The sequence below is a fragment of the Flavobacterium sp. genome, from assembly GCF_030146175.1.
GTDB lineage: Bacteria > Bacteroidota > Bacteroidia > Flavobacteriales > Flavobacteriaceae > Flavobacterium.
On record NZ_JASLCE010000102.1, the window covers coordinates 1 to 21,072 of the forward strand.

At 39.5% G+C, this 21,072-nt stretch carries 19 protein-coding genes; 9 read left to right on the forward strand and 10 right to left on the reverse strand.

Annotated elements, in window-relative coordinates; genetic code table 11:
• The first annotated feature begins 8 nt into the window (after positions 1–8).
• The 8 genes from Q1R07_RS11625 to Q1R07_RS11660 all read left to right on the forward strand — a co-directional run bounded on the left by Q1R07_RS11625 (position 9) and on the right by Q1R07_RS11660 (position 11,065).
• Complete coding sequence (locus tag Q1R07_RS11625) at positions 9–1,169, forward strand: homogentisate 1,2-dioxygenase (RefSeq protein ID WP_300490323.1); 1,161 nt, start codon at positions 9–11, stop codon at positions 1,167–1,169.
• An 82-nt stretch (positions 1,170–1,251) separates the two neighbouring features.
• Positions 1,252–2,412, forward strand: coding sequence for a 4-hydroxyphenylpyruvate dioxygenase (hppD, locus tag Q1R07_RS11630; RefSeq protein ID WP_136404076.1), 1,161 nt, complete (start codon positions 1,252–1,254; stop codon positions 2,410–2,412).
• Between the two features lie 300 nt (positions 2,413–2,712).
• Positions 2,713–3,492 (forward strand): DUF3108 domain-containing protein, encoded by a 780-nt coding sequence (locus Q1R07_RS11635; RefSeq protein WP_300490277.1) that lies wholly within the window; start codon positions 2,713–2,715, stop codon positions 3,490–3,492.
• Positions 3,492–4,418 (forward strand): tryptophan 2,3-dioxygenase family protein, encoded by a 927-nt coding sequence (locus Q1R07_RS11640; protein WP_300490279.1) that lies wholly within the window; start codon positions 3,492–3,494, stop codon positions 4,416–4,418. The genes Q1R07_RS11635 and Q1R07_RS11640 overlap by 1 nt, the downstream gene beginning before the upstream one ends.
• Positions 4,419–4,444: 26 nt before the next feature.
• Complete coding sequence (locus Q1R07_RS11645; RefSeq protein ID WP_300490281.1) at positions 4,445–5,674, forward strand: peptidoglycan DD-metalloendopeptidase family protein; 1,230 nt, start codon at positions 4,445–4,447, stop codon at positions 5,672–5,674.
• Entirely contained in the window at positions 5,675–7,285 is a 1,611-nt protein-coding gene (pgi, locus tag Q1R07_RS11650; RefSeq protein ID WP_300490283.1) for a glucose-6-phosphate isomerase, read from the forward strand.
• A 176-nt stretch (positions 7,286–7,461) separates the two neighbouring features.
• Positions 7,462–7,974, forward strand: a complete 513-nt coding sequence (locus tag Q1R07_RS11655) for a CPBP family intramembrane glutamic endopeptidase (protein WP_300490286.1) — start codon at positions 7,462–7,464, stop codon at positions 7,972–7,974.
• 310 nt (positions 7,975–8,284) lie between these two features.
• On the forward strand, positions 8,285–11,065 hold the full coding sequence (locus Q1R07_RS11660; protein ID WP_300490289.1) for a TonB-dependent receptor: 2,781 nt from the start codon (positions 8,285–8,287) through the stop codon (positions 11,063–11,065).
• Positions 11,066–11,145: 80 nt separating this feature from the next.
• Here Q1R07_RS11660 and Q1R07_RS11665 read toward each other — a convergent pair whose 3' ends face one another.
• The 3 genes from Q1R07_RS11665 to Q1R07_RS11675 all read right to left on the reverse strand — a co-directional run bounded on the left by Q1R07_RS11665 (position 11,146) and on the right by Q1R07_RS11675 (position 15,783).
• On the reverse strand, positions 11,146–11,799 hold the full coding sequence (locus Q1R07_RS11665) for a DsbA family oxidoreductase (protein WP_300490292.1): 654 nt from the start codon (positions 11,797–11,799) through the stop codon (positions 11,146–11,148).
• 7 nt (positions 11,800–11,806) lie between these two features.
• A complete protein-coding gene (gene mfd / locus Q1R07_RS11670; protein ID WP_300490326.1) occupies positions 11,807–15,118 on the reverse strand; it encodes a transcription-repair coupling factor in 3,312 nt (1,103 codons plus the stop codon).
• 77 nt (positions 15,119–15,195) lie between these two features.
• Complete coding sequence (locus tag Q1R07_RS11675; protein ID WP_300490295.1) at positions 15,196–15,783, reverse strand: hypothetical protein; 588 nt, start codon at positions 15,781–15,783, stop codon at positions 15,196–15,198.
• A gap of 178 nt (positions 15,784–15,961) precedes the next feature.
• Here Q1R07_RS11675 and Q1R07_RS11680 point away from each other — a divergent pair, with 178 nt between their 5' ends.
• Entirely contained in the window at positions 15,962–16,906 is a 945-nt protein-coding gene (locus Q1R07_RS11680; RefSeq protein ID WP_300490297.1) for an L-threonine 3-dehydrogenase, read from the forward strand.
• 62 nt (positions 16,907–16,968) lie between these two features.
• On the opposite strand, the gene Q1R07_RS11685 is transcribed toward Q1R07_RS11680, so the two are convergent.
• The 7 genes from Q1R07_RS11685 to Q1R07_RS11715 form a co-directional block, all read right to left on the reverse strand.
• Positions 16,969–17,535, reverse strand: coding sequence for a group 1 truncated hemoglobin (locus Q1R07_RS11685; protein ID WP_300490300.1), 567 nt, complete (start codon positions 17,533–17,535; stop codon positions 16,969–16,971).
• 18 nt (positions 17,536–17,553) lie between these two features.
• On the reverse strand, positions 17,554–17,988 hold the full coding sequence (locus Q1R07_RS11690) for a hypothetical protein (protein WP_300490303.1): 435 nt from the start codon (positions 17,986–17,988) through the stop codon (positions 17,554–17,556).
• A gap of 131 nt (positions 17,989–18,119) precedes the next feature.
• Positions 18,120–18,638, reverse strand: coding sequence for a nuclear transport factor 2 family protein (locus Q1R07_RS11695; RefSeq protein ID WP_300490306.1), 519 nt, complete (start codon positions 18,636–18,638; stop codon positions 18,120–18,122).
• Position 18,639: 1 nt separating this feature from the next.
• Complete coding sequence (locus Q1R07_RS11700; protein WP_300490309.1) at positions 18,640–19,944, reverse strand: NAD-dependent succinate-semialdehyde dehydrogenase; 1,305 nt, start codon at positions 19,942–19,944, stop codon at positions 18,640–18,642.
• A 91-nt stretch (positions 19,945–20,035) separates the two neighbouring features.
• A complete protein-coding gene (locus Q1R07_RS11705; RefSeq protein WP_300490312.1) occupies positions 20,036–20,245 on the reverse strand; it encodes a DUF2892 domain-containing protein in 210 nt (69 codons plus the stop codon).
• Positions 20,246–20,262: 17 nt separating this feature from the next.
• A complete protein-coding gene (gene trxA, locus Q1R07_RS11710) occupies positions 20,263–20,562 on the reverse strand; it encodes a thioredoxin (RefSeq protein ID WP_300490315.1) in 300 nt (99 codons plus the stop codon).
• Between the two features lie 29 nt (positions 20,563–20,591).
• The gene (locus Q1R07_RS11715; RefSeq protein WP_300490318.1) at positions 20,592–20,786 is read right to left on the reverse strand and encodes a hypothetical protein; all 195 of its coding nucleotides are present in this window, start codon (positions 20,784–20,786) and stop codon (positions 20,592–20,594) included.
• Positions 20,787–21,072 lie beyond the last annotated feature (286 nt).

A 21,072-nucleotide genomic window follows, 5' to 3' on the forward strand; every position in this document is an offset into this window, starting at 1 on the left:
TAAAAAATATGCCATTTTATCATAAATTAGGACAGATTCCACCAAAAAGACATACCATCTTTCGTAAACCAAACGGTGATTTGTATTACGAACAGCTTTTTGGCACCGTTGGATTCGACGGAATGTCGACCAATATGTATCACGAACACCGACCAACGCAGGTTAAGGAAATCCGCAAGCAATATAGTGTGGCGCCTAAAATCGCGAAGGGAAATAATATCCAGTCGTATCGCTTAAGAGGTTTTCAGGTAACACCGGAAAACGATTATCTGGAAAGCCGAAAAGCCGTATTAACAAATAGCGACTGTACGATTATTCTGGCAGCACCAAAAGAATCCACACGTGATTATTTTTACAAAAACACCGATGCGGATGAAATGATCTTTATCCACAGAGGAACCGGTAAATTAAGAACCATGTTGGGTAATCTGGATTTTAAATACGGTGACTACCTGATCGTACCGAGAGGGATGATCTATAAAATCGATTTTGATACCGATGACAATCGTTTGTTTATTGTAGAATCCAGACGACCAATTTATACGCCAAAACGGTACCGAAACTGGTTCGGTCAACTTTTGGAGCATTCGCCTTTCTGCGAACGCGATATCCGTCGTCCGGAAGAACTGGAAACTAATAATGAAAAAGGAGATTTCGTAATTAAAGTAAAGAAAAAAGACGAAATTTTCGAAATGGTATATGCAACACACCCGTTTGACGTAGTGGGTTACGACGGATTCAATTATCCGTATGCCTTATCGATTCACGACTTTGAACCGATAACCGGACGTATTCACCAACCGCCACCGGTACACCAGACGTTCGAAACGGATGCCTTTGTAGTGTGTTCGTTTGTTCCGAGACTTTATGACTATCATCCGCAGGCTATTCCGGCACCGTATAACCATAGTAATATCGACAGTGATGAGGTGTTGTACTATGTAGACGGTGACTTTATGAGCCGAAATGATATCGAAGCCGGACACATTTCGTTACACCCGGCCGGAATCCCACACGGACCGCATCCCGGAGCTGTTGAGAGAAGTATCGGCAAAACGGAAACTCAGGAATTGGCTGTAATGGTCGATACCTTTAAGCCGTTAATGCTTACCGAAGAGGCTATGAAAATTGCCGATGAGAAGTACTACCAATCCTGGTTGGAGCATTAATACCATTATAAAAAAACAAACAATAACAAACATTGAAGCAGGACATCAGAGTATGTTTCCGGCTGACTAAAATAATACTACAATGAGTAAAGAAGTAAAATCAGTTGAATACGGATTAGAAAAAATATTTGAAGGCGCGCAGGATTTCCTTCCGCTTATGGGAACGGATTATGTGGAATTTTATGTAGGAAATGCCAAACAAGCGGCACATTACTATAAAACCGCTTTCGGTTACCAGTCATTGGCGTATGCCGGATTGGAAACAGGAGTACGCGACAGAGCATCTTATGTGTTAAAACAAGATAAAATCCGTTTGGTATTAACTACGCCTTTAAATGCCGATTCGCCAATCAACGAGCATATCGTAAAACACGGTGATGGTGTTAAAGTAGTGGCTTTATGGGTAGAAGATGCGACAAAATCGTTCGAAGAAACGACAAAAAGAGGAGCGCGTCCGTTTATGGAACCAACTGTCGAAAAAGATGAGTTTGGTGAAGTAGTGCGTTCCGGTATTTATACCTATGGCGAAACGGTACACATTTTTGTGGAGCGTAAAAACTACAACGGGGTATTCTTACCAGGTTATAAAGAGTGGAAATCCGATTATAACCCGGAACCGGTTGGATTAAAATATATCGACCATATGGTTGGAAACGTAGGATGGAACGAAATGAATACCTGGGTAAAATGGTATGAAGATGTGATGGGATTTGTGAATTTCCTTTCTTTCGACGACAAACAGATCCATACGGAATACTCAGCTTTGATGAGTAAAGTAATGTCTAATGGTAACGGACGTATCAAATTCCCGATCAACGAACCGGCCGAAGGAGCTAAACGTTCGCAGATTGAAGAATATTTGGATTTCTATAACGGACCAGGTGTACAGCACATCGCTATTGCTACCGATGATATCATTTCTACGGTTTCCCAGTTAAAAGCTCGTGGAGTGGAGTTTTTATCAGCGCCACCAAAAGCGTATTACGAAGCTATTCCGGAAAGATTAGGAGATCATATGGCGATGATGAAAGAAGATATTTCCGAATTGGAAAAACTGGCGATCATGATTGATGCCGACGAAGAAGGGTATTTATTACAGATCTTTACCAAACCGGTTGAAGACCGACCAACGTTGTTTTACGAAATTATCCAACGTATGGGAGCTCGTGGATTCGGTGCCGGTAACTTTAAAGCCCTTTTCGAATCGATCGAAAGAGAGCAGGAATTGAGAGGAACTTTGTAAAAATCGATTTTTACTGATAATAGTTTAAAAACAAGGTTAAAAACAGCCTTGTTTTTGCTAATATTGTGTTAAAGTTGAAATTTCATTTGTAAATCAACAAAAAAACTAGCTACATTTGCACTCGCAAAAATGAGGTACTCATAAGCCTCATATTTGTAAAGTAAATTTTCATAATTTATAGTTTTTTGGTTGGTTAATAGCATAAAAACTCAGTCATTCTTTTGGCTGAGTTTTTTTGTTTCTTATTTTTGGAACAGAAATTGTAACTTCTTATAACAAATGTTTAAAAATTGAGACCCAATGAAAAAAACGGCCCTATTATTTTTGCTCCTGATTATAACAGTTACATCCTTTGCTCAAAAGGATTCTGCGTTTACAGCCGGTGAATGGTTTAAGTTCCGTATTCATTATGGGATTGTAAATGCGGGTTATGCTACCCTGGAAGTTCAGGAAGCAGTCAAAAACAATAAAAAGGTATTCCACGTACTGGGTAACGGTTATACAACCGGAATGACCAAGTTTTTCTTCAAAGTGGAAGACGATTACCAAAGCTATATCGACAAGCAAACCGGACGTCCATATCAGTTTGTAAGAAAAATAAACGAAGGAGGGTATAAGAAAAACCAGGAAGGGTTCTTTAATCAAACAAAAAAAACAGTTTTTGTGAAAGATTATGAAAAGAACACCGAAAACACGTTTTCCGTACCCGAAAATGTACAAGATATCGTATCTTCATTCTATTATTTGCGAAACCATCCCCACATCGACAAGTTAAAAGAAGGTGAGTCGATCGTCATCGATATGTTTTTTGATGATGAAACCTTTAAATTTAAGCTAAAGTTTCTCGGTAGAGAAGATTTAAAAACTAAATTTGGGACCATTTCCACGATGATATTCCGTCCGTATGTGCAGGCTGGTCGTGTTTTTAAAGAACAGGAGAGTCTAACGGTTTGGATATCAGATGATGAGAATAGATTGCCGATACGTATAAAGGCAAGTTTGGCGGTAGGTTCGTTGAAAGCCGATTTGGATGAATTCAAGGGACTGAAGAACTCTTTCAAAATTAAAGTGAAACCATAATGAAAATTACCTCAGAGATTCAGAGTAAGATTGATGAAATAGATGCAAAATATAAAGCGATAAATCAAAAGACGGAAACCCATTTGGAAGGGTTGCTTTGGGCAAAGCCCATAACGTATTGGGATTATATACAGACGGATCCGCTTTTGAGTCTCCAGGTACAACGAACAACACTTCCGGATGAGATGGTGTTTATTATGTACCATCAGGTAAACGAATTGCTTTTTAAAATGATATTGTGGGAAATCAATCAGCTAGCCCACTGTAACGAATTGTCGACATCGTTTTTTACGGAAAAACTGATGCGTATCAGTCGTTATTTCGATATGCTAACCACTTCTTTTGATATTATGAAAGAAGGAATGGCGGTCGATCAGTATCTGAAATTCCGAAATACATTAACACCAGCCAGTGGCTTTCAAAGTGCGCAATACCGTTTGATTGAATTTGCATCTACCGATTTGATCAATCTGATAGATCACCGTTTCCGGGCAACTATCGACAGAAATACACCGTACGAACACGCTTTCGAACACCTGTATTGGCAGGCGGCCGGAAAAGATTACAGAACCGGCGAAAAGTCGTATCTTATCAAAGAATTTGAAAAGAAATATAAAAAATCCTTCCTGGCGCATATGGAAGAATTTAATACCATAAACCTTTGGCGTAAGTTCAAGCAACTGCCGGAAGACGATCAGAAAAACGAAGCCCTGATTCAAGCCATGCGCCATTACGACAAAACCGTAAACATTACCTGGGTTATGGGGCATTATAATGCGGCGGTCAAATATATCGAAAGTGTACCGGGAACACAGGAAGCAACCGGAGGAAGTGATTGGAAAAAATATATGTTACCCAAATACCAGCGAAGAATTTTCTTCCCGGAACTATGGTCGGATGAAGAATTGGAAAAATGGGGAGAATAAAAGAATAACCACTAAACCTACTTGAATTGAAATATATTGCCATCATATTAGTATTAACAACATTATTTGCCTGTAATAAAAAAGAAGAAAAGGAAGTTAAAGCACCCGCGGTAAAAAAAGAAAAAATCCTGGTGGAATACGGATTTACTCTTAACGATTTTAAAGTGGTTAACGATACCGTGAAATCAGGCGATAGCTTCGGGAAGATTCTTGGGTCGCAAAACTTTGACGCTGCCCGGATTCATGAAATTAACGAAAAAATAAAAGACAGCTTTAATGTTCGCGATATCAGGATTGGCAAACCCTATACCTTGTTGCAAAACAAAACCGCACCACATGATCTGAAGGTTTTTATCTACCAGCCGGATCGGATGACATACTATGTGGTCGATCTTAGAGATTCGATCGTAGTACATAAAAAACAACGTCCCGTTACGATTAAACGACGTACGATTGCTGCGGCTATCGACGGATCGGTGTCGGAAACCTTAAAAAATGCAGGAGTATCCGCTGCATTGGCTCCGGAATTATCCCGTATTTATGCCTGGTCAATTGACTTCTTTAAAATCCAGAAAGGCGATAAATTTGCGGTAACGATCAACGAAAAATACATTAGTGATACGATTTATGCCGGAATTGAAAGTATTGATGCTTCCTATTTCGAATACAAAGGCAAAAAAGTGTATGCCTTTCCGTTTAAACAGGATCCGAACTCCAAAAGAGTCGATTATTTTGACGAAGAAGGAAAAGTGCTGAAAAACATGTTTTTAAAAGCACCGCTTAAATTTGTAAACATCACCTCCCGATTTACCAAAAGCCGTTTTCATCCGGTTCAGTTAAAGTGGAAAGCCCATAACGGAACGGATTATGCTGCACCAACCGGAACTCCAATCATGACAACTGCGTCCGGAGTGGTAGAGCGCACCGGATATACCGCAGGAAATGGTAACTTTGTAAAAGTAAAACATAGCGGTGCCTATGCTACGCAATACCTGCATATGTCCAAAATACTTGTTCGTCAGGGACAACGTGTACAACAGGGCGATGTCATTGGAAGAGTAGGAAGTACCGGATTGGCAACAGGACCTCACGTATGTTACCGTTTCTGGAAAAATGGTATTCAGGTGGATCCGTTACGCCAAAAGCTTCCGAATTCGGAGCCTATGAATGCAAAATACAAAGCGCGTTATATGGAATATATCAAACCGCTTAAAAAAGAATTAGACAGTGTTTCAATTGCAAAGTTTGGAGAATAGATGTTAGAGAATACAAATCCTACAGGAACCGTAGCCTGGCAAAAGTTACGTGCGCATTTTAACGAAATGCAGTATGTAAAAATGCAGGATCTTTTTGCAGCCGATACACAACGGACAGAAAAGCTACACTTGCTTTGGAACGACTTTGTACTGGATTATTCCAAAAACCGCATTGAAAAAAAAACGCTGGACCTTTTTGTCGAACTGGCCGAAGAGGTTGATCTTACAGCAGCTATCGAAAAATATTTCTCAGGAGATAAAATCAATCATACCGAAGACCGAAGTGTCCTTCATACGGCCTTGCGGTCAGATGAAGCTGCAATATGGGTTGATGGTACCAATATAATTCCGGAAATCCAATCCGTTAAAGCGCATATCCGATCGTTTTCGGAGGCAGTGATTAGCGGAGCTAAAAAAGGCTATACCGGAAAAGATTTTACCGATATCGTAAATATTGGTATTGGAGGCTCGGATCTTGGGCCAAATATGGTCGTGGAAGCGCTGCAATTTTACAGTAACCATCTGAATGCACATTTTATTTCAAATATCGATGGCGATCATGTGACTGAAAAATTAAAGCACCTCAATCCGGAAACCACACTGTTTATTATTGTTTCCAAAACCTTTACGACTCAGGAAACCCTTACCAATGCCGAAACGATTAAAAAATGGTTTCTAAAAACAGCACCTCAGGAAGCGGTTGCGGATCATTTTGTTGCGGTTTCGACAAATTTGGAAAAGGTAGCCGAATTTGGAATTTCCGAAGACAATGTTTTCCCGATGTGGGATTGGGTTGGCGGACGATTTTCACTGTGGAGTGCTGTCGGACTTTCGATTAGCCTGGCCATTGGGAATGCAAATTTCGAATCCCTTTTAAAAGGAGCCAATGAAATGGATACGCATTTCAGAACCGCGGCTTTCGATCGTAATATGCCGGCTATTCTGGCGTTTATCAGCATCTGGTACAATAACTTTTTTGAAGCCGAAACCGAAGCTATTATTCCCTATTCCGATTATCTGAAAAAACTCGTTCCGTATTTACAGCAGGCTTTTATGGAAAGTAACGGTAAACAAGTGAACCGTGACGGTTATCCGGTCAATTATCAGACCGGAACAATTGTATGGGGTGAACCGGGAAGTAATTCACAGCATGCTTTTTTTCAATTGATTCATCAGGGAACCAAATTGATTCCAGCCGATTTTATCGGATTTAAAGAATCCCTACACGGGAATACGGAGCATCACGATAAATTGATGTCGAATTTTTTTGCGCAAACCGAAGCTTTGCTTAAAGGTAAAACCGAAGCGGAAGTCATTAGGGAAACAAATGAAAATAGCGATCTGGTTCCTTTTAAATTGTTCGACGGTAACCGACCTACAAATACGTTGCTTATTACGAAACTAACCCCGGAAACATTAGGAAGTCTGATTGCGATGTACGAACACAAAATTTTTGTACAAGGTATCATCTGGAATATCTTTAGTTATGATCAGTTTGGTGTGGAATATGGTAAATCACTAGCCAATACGATTTTAAAAGAAATTAATGATCATCAAGTCGGATCGCATGACAGTTCCACGGCATTCCTTTTGCGGAATTATTTAAAATAAGACACTTTAAAAAATAAAAATAAGATTCTGCTACGGCGGAATTTTTTTTGCTTAAATTTAAGTGTTAGACTGCTGGTGTTTTATATTTTGTGTGATCACTAAAAACAATATTACTCCTCTTTGTTGTTTTCTTTTCCTCCTGTTGATGTTATTTTGTTTGTAAATCAAGAGATAGTATGGGGGCTTTTTTTAATTTTAAAATCCTAAAAAGAATATACCACTTTCACAACAGATTGAGTAAAACAGGATTGTTTGTAACTGCTTTTTTTGTTCTGTATTCGCTAACGATGGTGCTTTCCATTATAGGGAATTGTTTACAGGAGGATGCTTTGACTGTAAAATTTTTGGAAGGGAAAGACCCACTTTGGATTTTTGTGCTGACAGTTATTCTGGCGCCTGTTGTTGAAACCCTTATTTTTCAATATGGTATTATAGCGCTTAGTCTGCGGATTCGATCAAGGTATACCAAAGAAATTGCGATTATTTTGTCGGCATTAGTATTTGGGATGGAGCATGGATACAATACGATTTATATGGTTCTTGCTACCATTATGGGGGCGGCTCTGGCCTTTTATTACCTGCTTTTTAAAAAATACACTACAGGATTTGCGGTAGCTGCGATTATGGTACTACACGCATTATTAAACTTTATTAGTTTTTTACTAAATCATCTTTTCGATTTCGAGTAGTGAAAATAAAATGGTCTTATTGCTTGTTTTTTAGAGTTTTATGATTGTTCAGTCAGTAAAAAAATACAAGAAAAGATCATTTTGCTTCTTTTTTCGTTATTCTAAAAATAACAATTGTTGTTTTTACAAGGTTAAATTTTTGAATTATTTATTATTTAAGTTAAATAATGGTTAAAAAATAAATATTTCTCTTTCAGGAGATAAAAATGTGATAATTATTCAAATTATTAACGTTTGTTAACTTTAAATTAACGCGGTGTGAAAATAAATGACCAAACTTTGCGGTAAAATTTTAAAACACAACTGCAAGATGAAAAATTTGAAAAATTGGTTGTTGTTAATGCTATTTTCCTTAGTGTCAACAGTAGCTTTTTCACAAACTAAGATTACAGGAACCGTTACCGATGGCGAACTGAAAGGATCGCTTCCGGGTGCCAGTGTTATTGTTAAAGGAACCAGCGAAGGTACTACAACCGATTTCGATGGGAAATTTACACTAACAACCAATGCTAAATCGGGCGAATTAGTTATCTCTTTTGTCGGATATATTTCAAAGACTGTTTCTTTTAAAGGAGAAGCCGGTAAAACGATTACCATTGGAAATATCATCCTTCAATCCGATTCGAATACATTAGAAGATGTAGTCGTAAAAGTAGGGGTAGCTGATATCGCGAAAGATAGAAAAACACCAGTAGCGGTTTCGACTATTAAAGCCGCTGAAATTCAGGAAAAACTTGGAAACAGAGAATTCCCGGAAATGCTAAATAACACACCATCCGTTTATGCAACAAAATCTGGAGGTGGATTTGGTGACTCTAGAATTACAATCCGTGGATTTGATCAAAAAAATATCGCGGTAATGGTTAACGGTACGCCGATTAACGATATGGAGAATAGTGCTGTTTATTGGTCTAACTGGGCCGGTATTGCCGATGTAACCTCAACGATGCAGGTGCAAAGAGGTTTGGGTTCTTCCAAACTGGCGATCTCTTCCGTTGGAGGTACGATTAATATTCTTACAAGACCATCGGATATGAAAGAAGGTGGTTCCGTTTCAACAATGGTTGGAAACAACAATAACCTGAAATTAATGGCATCGTATTCGACTGGGAAAATGAAAAACGGATTTTCATCTTCCGTATTATTCAGTAGAAATACAGGAAATGGTTATGTAGATGGAACGAAATACGAAGGGTATAACTATTTTATCGGTTTCGGATACGAACTAAACGATAAACACGATTTCCAGTTTACGTTTACAGGTGCGCCACAATGGCACGACCAACGTAGTACGGCTCCAACAGTTGCCGAATATATTCAGTATGGCGCTGACGGTGAACCAAACGTGAAATACAATTCCGATTGGGGATATTTAAACGGAAAACAATATTCATTTAGAACAAACTACTACCACAAACCGGTAGCGATGTTAAACTGGGATTGGAAAATTTCAGATAAAATGAAATTATCATCAGTATTCTACGGCTCTTGGGGACGTGGAGGTGGATCAACAACAGTTGGATCTATTCAGGGTGTTAACTATAACGATGCCCGATTACGTAATGCTGATGGATCGATCGACGTAAATAGAATTTATGCTTACAACTCCGGTCAGACGATTTATATGAACGGTTCTACAACACCATATACAAGAGCGATGGCTAATGGTCGATACGAAAATACTTCGGCTACAGGTAACGTGGCGAGTAATGGTATTTCGAAAATTTCTTCGATTAACTCTCACAACTGGTACGGAAGTATCATTAAATTGAATACAAAGTTTACCGAGACTTTATCTGTAGATTTTGGAGTGGATTTAAGAACATACAAAGGAATTCACTATCAGGTGTTAAACGATCTATTGGGAGGTACTGTTTTTAATAACAGAACAAGTGATGTAAACAACCCGAATGCAATCGTAACCAGTTTGTACAATACAAAACCAAACGGGAACCCATTCCTGGATACAAGCTACCAAAATACAATTAACTATAACAATGACGGTGACGTAAACTGGTATGGTGCTTTTGCTCAGGTAGAATATAACGTAGATAATTTCTCTGCTTTTGTTCAAGGGGCGATCTCAAACCAGGGATTCAAAAGAGTGGATTACTTTAAATATTTAAGTTCTGATCCACTTTCTGCAACACCATATGAAAACATTTTAGGAGGTAACGTTAAAGCTGGAGCAAACTATAACATTAACGAAAACCACAATGTATTCGTTAATGCAGGATATTACTCAAAACAGCCGTTCTTTAACGCCGTATATCCAAACAATGCCAGTATTGTAAATCCACTTCTGACGAATGAAAAAATCACTGGTTTCGAAGCCGGTTACGGTTTCCGTTCGTCAATCGTAAATGCTAACGTAAACGTATACCATACAACATGGAAAGATCGTTTCCAACGAGCAAATGATGCTAATCCAAGCAATCCGGGTGGTTACCTTGATTATTCCGGTATGACCGAAGTACACATGGGAGCTGAATTGGATGTGGTAGTAAAAGCAACCGACAGACTACGTTTTAACGGTATGTTCTCTTACGGTGACTGGTTCTACAAAGGAAATGTTACTAGCAACAACTACGATTCCAGTAACAATCCGGTAGGAACAAGCAATCAGACACTTTATCTGGATAAAGTAAAAGTGGGTGATGCAGCACAATTAACCGCTAGTGCAGGTGCTACTTTCGAAGTAGTAGAACGATTAAAATTAGATGGAAACTTCCGTTATGTTGACAAATTATATGCGGCTATCGATCCGGTAGTTTTCAAAGACGAAAACAACAAAGGTTCCTTACAATTGCCATCTTATAACTTAGTTGATGTTGGTATGTCTTACAAAATGTTAGTAGGTAAAAATAAATCCAATGCGGTTAATTTCCGTGTAAACGTAGACAACTTATTGGATAGAACCTATATCGCTGAGTCCAGAACCAATATCCATGCTACCGATAAAACCGGTACAGCGGCAACTGCGCCAACGTATTTAGATGCTGGAAGAACATACAAAGGTATTGCTGATGCAAACCGTGTATACTTCGGATTTGGAAGAACCTGGAACGTATCCATTCGTTACGACTTTTAATTAATTATCCGTTATAATAAGAAAACCTCCCAATCGATTTGAAAGGGAGGTTTTTTTATGCGGTTTAGTTTGTATTTACATTACGATTCGGACGATTGATTCATTTCTTGAAAAACGCCGTTTAAGGTCGCTAAAAAATGATCAACGGGTTGAGCGCCCTTAACAGCGTATTTGTTGTTTAAAACGAAGAAAGGAACCGAATTAATGCCATATTGATACGCCAGTTGCTGATCGGCTTTTACTTCTTCGGCAAATAAATCGTTTTCGTATACCTCGCGGATGTCGGCTGCCAATAATCCGCAATTTTCTCCAATTGCAATTAGTGTTGGAATGTCATCAATATTTTTGCCTTCGGTAAAGTAGGCGCGGAATAAAGCATCTTCAATTTCATTTTGCACGCCTTTGGTTTTGGCAAGTGCCGATAACTGATGTGCTTTCATGCTATTTGCCGGAACGGCTTTTTCAAAGTGGAAATCCAAACCGACCTCGCTGGCGATTTCGGTTGCATTTGCATGCATTTCTTCCGATTCTTCCAGACTAATGCCTTTGCGGTTGGCCATGCTTTGTGCGGCCGATATCGTAGTGTCGGTCACCGCTTCCGGATCCAACTGAAACGCACGCCAGCTTATTTCCACCTGATCGCGGTGTTCAAATTGTGCTAAAGCTTTTTCGAATTTGGTTTTTCCGATATAACAAAACGGACAACGAATGTCACTCCATATTTCTATTTTCATATCTCTTTTAATTTTGATTCATCATTTCCATTAATTCCAAAGCCCGTTTAATCGATTTTACATTCTCGAAAGTCAGTAACAGACGAAGGCCATTTTTGGTTTCTTTTTCTTTCATCTTACATAAGTTACCCTGTTGTTGTACAAAACGGAGTACTTTATGGAAGCGGTTCGATTGGTAAAAATCCGATTGCTGATCGGCTACAAAATAACCCACCATCTTACCTTGTTTTAAAACTAGTTTTTCAATACCCATACTGGTTGCGATCCACTTAATACGGATGCTGTTCAGTAACGCGACGGCTTGTCTCGGTAAAGGTCCGAAACGGTCAATCAGTTTTTGTTCGTAGGCTTGTAAATCGGCATCGGTTTTAATAATACTCAGCTCGTTATACAAATTCAGACGTTCCGAAATATTGTTGATGTACTCGTCCGGGAATAAAAGCTCAAAATCGGTATCGATCTGAATGTCTTTTACGTATTCTTTGGTTTCGATATCGTTGTCTTCCGGATATAAATCCTTGAATTCGTTTTCTTTTAATTCCTCGATGGCCTCGTTCATGATCTTCTGATAGGTGTCAAAACCAATTTCGTTGATAAAACCGCTTTGTTCACCACCTAATAAATCACCGGCACCACGGATTTCAAGGTCTTTCATCGCAATGTTAAAACCACTTCCCAATTCACTAAACTGTTCCAGTGCCTGAATACGTTTGCGGGCTTCTTCCGTCATAGCCGAATACGGCGGACAGATAAAGTAGCAAAACGCTTTTTTGTTGCTTCGTCCTACACGGCCACGCATCTGGTGTAAATCCGATAGTCCGAAATTATTAGCATTATTGATAAAAATCGTATTCGCATTCGGAACATCCAATCCGCTTTCGATAATGGTGGTAGCGACCAATACGTCAAATTCACCATCCATAAAAGCAAGCATCAGTTCTTCGAGTTTTTTTCCATCCATCTGACCGTGGCCTACGCCAACTTTGGCACCGGGCACGAGTCGCTGAATCATTCCGGCTACTTCCTTGATATTTTCGATTCGGTTGTTGATAAAATAAACCTGACCGCCACGTTCAATTTCATAGGAAACCGCATCGCGGATTACTTCTTCGTTAAAGCCAACCACATGGGTTTCGATCGGATAACGATTGGGTGGTGGCGTGGTAATAACCGATAAGTCTCGTGCGGCCATTAACGAAAACTGTAAGGTTCGCGGAATGGGTGTTGCGGTTAACGTAAGCGTATCGACATTCTGCGCGATCGTTTTGAGTTTGTCTTTTACCGCTACGCCGAATTTTTGTTCTTCGTCGATAATCAATAAACCAAGGTTTTTAAATACCACATTTTTATTCACCAACTGATGGGTTCCGATAATAATGTCCAGTTTACCGCCTTCGAGTTCTTTCAGGATTTCGGTTTTTTGTTTGGCGGTACGGAATCGGTTGATATAATTCACATTTACCGGCATGTCTTTTAACCGGTCACGGAAGGTTTTATAATGTTGAAAGGCCAAAATAGTTGTCGGTACCAGAATCGCAACCTGTTTACCGTTGTCTACGGCTTTAAAGGCCGCGCGGATCGCAACTTCCGTTTTTCCAAAACCTACGTCACCACAAACCAGACGATCCATCGGACGGTCGTTTTCCATATCGGCTTTTACATCCTGAGTGGCTTTTAACTGATCCGGGGTGTCTTCATAAATAAAAGAACTCTCCAGTTCGGCCTGTAAGTAGCTGTCGGGCGCAAAGGCAAAACCTTTATCCAGTCGGCGTTTGGCATATAACTGAATCAGGTTAAACGCAATGTGCTTAACCCGGGCTTTGGTTTTTTGTTTTAAGGTTTTCCAGGCACTCGATCCTAATTTGTATATTTTGGGTGGCGCACCGTCTTTTCCGTTGTATTTGGATATTTTATGTAAGGAATGAATGCTCACATAAACGATGTCGTTGTCGGCATAGACCAGTTTGATGGCTTCCTGAGTTTTGCCTTCAACCTGAATTTTTTGTAAACCGCCAAATTTACCGATACCGTGGTCAATATGGGTAACATAATCGCCAACGGATAGGGTGGTCAGTTCTTTTAAGGTGATGGTCTGTTTTTTCGAATAACCGTTTTTCAGGTTAAACTTATGATACCGTTCAAATATCTGGTGATCAGTATAACAGGCAATCCGGTTTTCGTCGTCGATAAATCCTTGGTATAAAGGAGAGACGATCGTTTTATATTGTTTGCGGATGTCTTCGTGGTTCGTTTCGTCCAACGATTCGAAAATGTCGTGAAAACGTTTCGCCTGACCTTCGTTGGAACAGAACAGGTAATTTTTAAAACCGTTGAAATGGTTGTCGTTCAGGTTGTTTAATAATAAGTCAAACTGTTTGTTAAACGACGGTTGCGGTTGTGTATGAAATTCGACTGTTTTCTGGGTTCGGTAGATCGGCTTGGAAGCCAGTTCTACTACAGTAAAATCCAACGATCTTTTTACAAAGGATTGTTGGTTTAGGAACATGTTTTCGGGCGATACATGCTGAATTTCGGATGATAATTTCTGAAAGGCTTCGTTGGCTTTTTCGAATAATTTGTCCAGTCGGCTTAACAATAAATCGGTGTTCTGGATAAAAATTACCGTTTGTGGACTTATATAATCCAGGAAACTTTCGCGGTTTTCTTTTAGAAATTTATTCTCGACATTCGGAATAATCGTAATCTTTTTTTGTTTTTCGACCGATAACTGGGTTTCCACATCAAACGTACGGATACTGTCTACTTCATTTCCAAAAAACTCGATCCGGTATGGATTGTCATTGGAAAAGGAGAAAACGTCAACAATACCACCACGAACCGAAAATTCGCCCGGTTCCGATACGAAATCAACACGCTTGAAATTGTATTCAAAAAGCACCTCGTTGATAAAATCGATCGAGATATTATCACCGGTAGCGACTTTTAGCGTGTTTTTGTCCAGTTCCTTACGGGTAACCACTTTTTCGAAAATCGCATCGGCATACGAAACAATAATCGATGGCTTTTTACGCGAGTTGATACGGTTTAGTACTTCGGCGCGAAGCAAAACATTGGCGTTGTCGGTTTCTTCAATTTGATACGGACGACGGTAAGAACCCGGATAAAATAAAACATCCTGATCGTTGATTAGATTTTCAAGATCATTCAGATAATAGGCCGCTTCTTCCTTGTCCTGGAAAAGCAGTAAAAACGGTAAATCGCTCTTCTGAAAAAGCGATTGAACGACAAACGAAAGAGACGAACCGATCAATCCTTTTAAATGGATCTTTTCTTCCCTTTTTTGAAACTGTTCCGCCAAAAGGGTTACTTTAGGCGATTTCTCGTATATGGATAAAATATCGTTTTTCAATGAATGTTACTTTTGATTAATGGAAACTACGGTTTCGGTTCTGTAAAACCGGCTCGCGCACGACGAACCGTATCCAAAGCCTGAAGCATTTCGGTTTCGCCAACCTCTTTTGGAATCTCCATTTTATAAATGATTTCGGTCATTTGATCCTGTATGGAAATTGTCTCTTCCGAAACTTCATGTATCAGTGTGATCACTTTTTGTGTCTGAATGTAATCCAGCGAGATAAAAGTTTCCAGCGATTTTATTTTCGTGTTTAGGGTCGAAAGACGGCTTCTAACGGCAGGTGTGTCAAAAATAAACGGAATATTATTGGTTAGGGAATCGGATTTTTTAACCAGATTCATCGTTTTTAATTTGAATGCGTTAAGGGTGCTTTTGGGTTTTTGTCCCAATTCCTGTTTAAACAGACGCCATTCCTGCCAATTCTGAATTTTGCTTTGTACTTTCGGATTTACAGCCGGAATATCGAACTTCCAGTTGGCGTTGATTACGGCAAAAACGGAATCCCGTCGTTGTAAGGATTTTATATATTCTGTTTCGCGTTCATCTTTGTTGTTACATGAAAAAAGAAAAAGGGATAAAACCGCTAAAACAGGTACGATATATTTCATTTTTAATAAAGTCGTTAGTATGAATCAACAAATTTACAAATGTTATTGAAAACTTCTTTTTTTATGGGAATTAGTTAACTAAAATTAATCGAACGTCCTATAATAATCACAAGTTAAAGTAAGTTGTAAATAGCTTCGAATCGCTATCTTTGTCAAAAATATAGCTACTACTAAAAATATGAATACAACAATTTTAATTATTGGTGCTTGTGGTCAGATTGGCTCTGAACTGACCGTGAAGTTGCGCCAGATCTACGGAAATGACAATGTGATTGCTTCCGATATCAGAAAAGGAACTCAGGAATTTGTATCAACAGGTCCTTTCGAAGTGGTCAATGCAATGGATTTTAACCAGATTGAAGAAGTTGTTGAAAAATATAAGGTAGACGAAGTGTATCTTATGGCGGCATTGCTTTCGGCTACCGCTGAAAAAAATCCGGCTTTTGCTTGGGATCTGAATATGAATTCGTTATTCCACGTGTTAAATCTGGCAAAAGCTGAAAAAATTAAAAAAGTATTCTGGCCTTCCAGTATCGCTGTTTTCGGACCAACAACACCACGAATCGATACGCCACAATATACCGTAATGGAACCGTCTACTGTTTATGGAATTTCCAAACAAACCGGCGAAAGATGGTGTGAATATTACCACCAGAAATATGGTGTGGATGTGAGAAGTATCCGTTATCCGGGGCTTATTTCATGGACAACACCTCCTGGCGGCGGAACAACCGATTATGCGGTGGATATTTATTATAAAGCATTGGAGAATAAAGAATATACGTGTTTCCTTTCGGAAGAAACGGCTTTACCAATGATGTATATGGATGATGCGATTAAAGCGACGATTAGTATCATGCAGGCGCCAGCCGAGGACGTAAAAATTCGTTCCTCCTATAATCTTTCGGCGATGAGTTTTACGCCAAAAGAAATTGCAGCATCCATTAAAAAACAGATCCCGGAATTTACAATTGGTTACGAACCGGACTTCCGTCAAGCCATTGCAGATAGCTGGCCGGCAAGTATCGACGATAGTTATGCGAGAAACGATTGGGGTTGGAAACACGATTTCGATCTGGAAAAGATGACCGCAGTAATGCTGGAAAATCTTTCTAAAAAATAATAACAAAAGGGACTGTTTTTAAGCAGTCCCTTTTTGTTGCATGCAGGTTAAATAAAGTGGAGTTATTGCTGTACAACCTGCGGTCGCAGGGATTCCAATATTGTGCCGACTTCTCCGATCAGGTCGTTTGGTACATTGTTCTTTTGTGCGCCAATTACCACATCACCGATAAACTTGTCCATGTCGGCATTGTTGGCTTTCATCGCCATTCGGGGATTCGTTGCCGGATTATGAGCATCCACCATATTTAAACCGGAATAGGTAAAGTTTTTCGCTCCGGTACCCACACAAAAGAAGTCGGTTAAATTTTTACTTAGTATGGCCAGATTGGTTGTGTTTCCGGAACCTACTTCCGAAAGCAAGGTCGAAAAATAAGGTTGTAACTGCGGATCGGCTGCAATTACAAAAATAGTACTGTCTACAACGGAGCGTAATCCCAAACGTCCTTTTTCGATCATTTGCGACGGATTGTTCGGATCGGCAACCATAGTTGTGCCGCCTAACTTCTGATAAAGCGTAGGTGGTGTTACGACCACCGGAGTATCGTCGTTGTCATTGCTACAGGAATAAAAAAGGGCTGCTCCGACCAGTAAAAGTCCTGCGAAAGTAATTTTTAAACTGCTTTTCATAATAATTTGGTTTTATAGTTAATTAAATAGTTTGTGTATTCCGTTTGAAAAACGATAGGAAAACGAATTCCGATCCATGATCGGGCATCCGGTGTTTTTCATCGCATCGGTTACCACAAAGCGTTCGGCTTTATAGTTTCCTTTTTGCAGAAGCGTTTCAAATGCCTGTTCGGCATCAACTTTATTTAAGTCGTGTGAATAGACTAAAGTGCCGTCTTTGATGTTGAAAAAAGTGTTTTTTACGCCATCTATACTTCGCAGTTGCGCGTTGATGCGTTTTGCTTTGGCAGAATCGATAGGTTCTTTAAAATCGATACGGCTGAGTTGTAGGCTGTTGTTGTCATAGTTTTTAGGTGTTACTAGAAGGATGTGAACAACGAGAACCACAAAAAGAAGCACCGTTATGCCTAAAATAGAACCTGCAATCCATTTGATTTTTTTGTTGATTTTCATGGCATAGTTTGGTTTTAAATGTTTGTTAGGTTTATTTACGGTGAAAAAGCAGGTTTGGTTTTGAAATAATGAAATAAAAAAAACCGGATACAATGATCCGGTTTTTAAAAATGAGCAAAATGCTGTAAAAGCTATGGTGTCTGTTTTTTTAACTCGCTTGTCAGTTTGTTTTCAATATCGTTTTTTGCTTTTACCACATCGTTTATTTTATCGTTTGGAATGGTCATCGAAAGGACATAATGTTTGATTTTCCATTCGCCATCTTTTTTGATCACAACACCCGAACCACGACAGATTTTCATTTGCGTGTCCAAAAGCTCGTCAAACCAAGCCATCGAAAGGTCTTCGTTAAAATAAATGTTTCGCTGTAAGGGTTTGAAACTCCAGGCTTGTCCTTTGTCGAAATACGGTTTGGCAAATTCGCCAAAAGCTTTTTTATTCCAGTTTTCGGTGGCATCGGTACCAATATAAGTAGCGTCGTCGGTCAGATCATTAAAATAATCCTCATAATCGGCTTCTGCGGCAGCCTGATGCCATTCGTCCAGCATCATGTTGATTTCCTGTTTTTCTTCTTTAATGGCTTCTTCGCTGGGTTTCATGCAGGAAGCAAAAAGCGAGGCTGTTGCCAAAAGTAATACTGTTTTTTGCATATTAGTGTTGTATTAGTACCGTTTTTATGTTTACAAATTCGTGAATGCCTTCTTCGGATAATTCCCGTCCGTATCCTGATTTTTTAATACCGCCAAATGGTAATCGCGGATCGGATTTAACCATTTCGTTGATAAAAACGGCGCCTTCTTCAAAGTCGGAGATTCGTGTTTTGATTCCTTCAATGTTTTGTGTGAAAACCGAAACGCCCAGTCCGAAACGGGAGTTGTTGCTAATAGCGATGGCTTCGTCCAGGTTTTTAAAAGCGACTAACGCGGCTACCGGGCCAAAGACTTCTTCGTTAAAAACAGGCATCTCTTTTGTGACGTTGGTAATGATGGTCGGATCGAAGTAGGCCTCGTTGCGCTTTCCGCCAAAAGCGATAGTGGCGCCCATGGCAACGGATTGTTGTACCTGATTTTCCACTTCCTGTGCCAGATCCACCCGAGCCATCGGGCCGATTTGTGTCGTAGGATCCATTGGATCACCCATTTTTAACTGACCTAAAGCAGCTTTGTACTTTTCCAGAAACGAATCGAAAATACTTTCCTGGATCAGGAATCGTTTTCCGGCAATACAACTCTGACCGGCATTTTGCATCCGGGCATTTACGGTAGTACTCACGGCTTTTTCCAGATTAGCATCTTCACAAACGATAAAAGCATTACTTCCGCCGAGTTCCAAAACGGATTTTTTCAGGTGTTTTGCGGCTTCGGTGGCTACGGCAATACCGGCATTTTCACTTCCGGTTAGCGATACGGCTTTTATATGCGGATTGGCAATAACATCGGCTACTGCTTTGCTTGATATAGGAAGGTTTTGGTAGATTCCTTCCGGTAAACCACTGTCGCGGCAAAGTGTTTCGATGATCTGTGCTGTTTCCGGAACATTGCTGGCGTGTTTTACTACAACGGTATTTCCGGCGACAATCGATGGAATTGCAAAACGGAATACCTGCCAAAACGGAAAATTCCAAGGCATAACACCCAAAAGAACGCCTAGCGGTTCGTAGGTGACGTAGCTTTCTGTGGCTTCGGTTGTAATGGTTCGGCCTTGTAAAAAAGCCGGTGCATTATGGATATAATAGTCACATAAAAGTCCGCATTTTTCTACTTCGGCTATGGATTGTGTAATTGGCTTACCCATTTCCTTGCTGATCAATTCGGCATATTCCTGTTTATTTTCTAAAAGTTTTACTTTCAGATTTTCAATATGCCGAATTCTTTCCGTTAGAGCTGTTTTTTTCCAGATTTGAAAAGCAACTGCAGCAGTGTTTATTTTTTCGGGAATGTTGTTTGTAGCCATCATCAACTTTTTTCTATGCTAGTAAAGATACTTATTTTCAGAAAAACAGTTTGTTAAAATAAGATGTCATTGCGGATAACGGCGACGAAGGTGTTTATTTTAGTCGCCTTATCCTCGTGTTGTATTTAAAAAAGGAATATACCGGGCAGAAATTAAAAAGACCGGTAAGTAATAATAAAGCACCGATGATCAATAGGATATAACCCATTGTTCCGGTGATAATTTCCGTAGATACCAATAGTGACAAGATGATGGCAATGGTAATTCGGATGATTTTGTCGATACTACCCATATTTTTTCTCATAGTACAACTGATAAAGATTAATTTTTATGCGCACGAATGATAGTGATTAATTCCTCTTTGGAGATCAACCCGGAATGCCTCCAGAGTTGTTGGCCGTCTTTAAACAGCATCATAGTAGGAACGCTTCGGATTTGGTAGGTTGCGGCAAGAGATTGGTTTTTGTCTACGTCGATTTTAATGATGTGAACCGCTTCGCCCAACGTGTCTTTTACATCTTTTAAAACGGGAGCTAATACGGTACAAGGCTGACACCAAGTAGCGAAAAAATCGACCAGAACGGGTTCTTTTTTTTGAATGATTTCGGAAAAAGTACTCATAATTGTTATTGTGTAATTTTGGGATTTATTTATCGTCTGGTTTTATTGGGAATGGAACATTGGTTATTGTTGCATCCGAAATTAAAAATGGCCTGAAGCAGGAAAAATAATCCGAATACGCCAAATAGCCATTCCCGGTTTTCATAGGCGGTATAAAACATAAATAAGGCGATGGCCAAACGGAAATACCGCATAAAATGCCAGTTTGAAAATAGGGTTTTCATTATTGGAAGAATTCTGTTTCTTATAAATTTACGAAAAATAATGGAGTTTGGATGTAACAAATGTTACTTAAAATAAGAAGTTGAGGTAGGGAAGTGTATAAAAACAAAAAAGCCATTCGATAGAATGGCTTTTTTGTTTTGCTCCCCCTCTTGGGCTCGAACCAATCCCGATGGCTATCGGGACTCTGATTGAAAGTCAGCTGCGTCTTTGTATTTTTCGAGTAATTTGAATTTCATTTCCGGATATTGAAGTAAATTCCGGAGATATATTTTACTCTTCATTGAT

What these genes read in the sequence shown, in the direction of transcription:
- pgi (WP_300490283.1), top strand. Translation starts at nt 5,675, where the DNA reads ATGTTAGAGAATACAAATCCTACAGGAACCGTAGCCTGGCAAAAGTTA.
- Q1R07_RS11690 (WP_300490303.1), bottom strand. Translation starts at nt 17,988, where the DNA reads ATGAAAATCAACAAAAAAATCAAATGGATTGCAGGTTCTATTTTAGGC.
- trxA (WP_300490315.1), bottom strand. Translation starts at nt 20,562, where the DNA reads ATGAGTACTTTTTCCGAAATCATTCAAAAAAAAGAACCCGTTCTGGTC.
- Q1R07_RS11655 (WP_300490286.1), top strand. Translation starts at nt 7,462, where the DNA reads ATGGGGGCTTTTTTTAATTTTAAAATCCTAAAAAGAATATACCACTTT.
- Q1R07_RS11640 (WP_300490279.1), top strand. Translation starts at nt 3,492, where the DNA reads ATGAAAATTACCTCAGAGATTCAGAGTAAGATTGATGAAATAGATGCA.
- Q1R07_RS11700 (WP_300490309.1), bottom strand. Translation starts at nt 19,944, where the DNA reads ATGATGGCTACAAACAACATTCCCGAAAAAATAAACACTGCTGCAGTT.
- Q1R07_RS11635 (WP_300490277.1), top strand. Translation starts at nt 2,713, where the DNA reads ATGAAAAAAACGGCCCTATTATTTTTGCTCCTGATTATAACAGTTACA.
- Q1R07_RS11680 (WP_300490297.1), top strand. Translation starts at nt 15,962, where the DNA reads ATGAATACAACAATTTTAATTATTGGTGCTTGTGGTCAGATTGGCTCT.
- Q1R07_RS11665 (WP_300490292.1), bottom strand. Translation starts at nt 11,799, where the DNA reads ATGAAAATAGAAATATGGAGTGACATTCGTTGTCCGTTTTGTTATATC.
- Q1R07_RS11695 (WP_300490306.1), bottom strand. Translation starts at nt 18,638, where the DNA reads ATGCAAAAAACAGTATTACTTTTGGCAACAGCCTCGCTTTTTGCTTCC.
- Q1R07_RS11705 (WP_300490312.1), bottom strand. Translation starts at nt 20,245, where the DNA reads ATGAGAAAAAATATGGGTAGTATCGACAAAATCATCCGAATTACCATT.
- Q1R07_RS11715 (WP_300490318.1), bottom strand. Translation starts at nt 20,786, where the DNA reads ATGAAAACCCTATTTTCAAACTGGCATTTTATGCGGTATTTCCGTTTG.
- Q1R07_RS11660 (WP_300490289.1), top strand. Translation starts at nt 8,285, where the DNA reads ATGAAAAATTTGAAAAATTGGTTGTTGTTAATGCTATTTTCCTTAGTG.
- Q1R07_RS11625 (WP_300490323.1), top strand. Translation starts at nt 9, where the DNA reads ATGCCATTTTATCATAAATTAGGACAGATTCCACCAAAAAGACATACC.
- hppD (WP_136404076.1), top strand. Translation starts at nt 1,252, where the DNA reads ATGAGTAAAGAAGTAAAATCAGTTGAATACGGATTAGAAAAAATATTT.
- Q1R07_RS11675 (WP_300490295.1), bottom strand. Translation starts at nt 15,783, where the DNA reads ATGAAATATATCGTACCTGTTTTAGCGGTTTTATCCCTTTTTCTTTTT.
- Q1R07_RS11685 (WP_300490300.1), bottom strand. Translation starts at nt 17,535, where the DNA reads ATGAAAAGCAGTTTAAAAATTACTTTCGCAGGACTTTTACTGGTCGGA.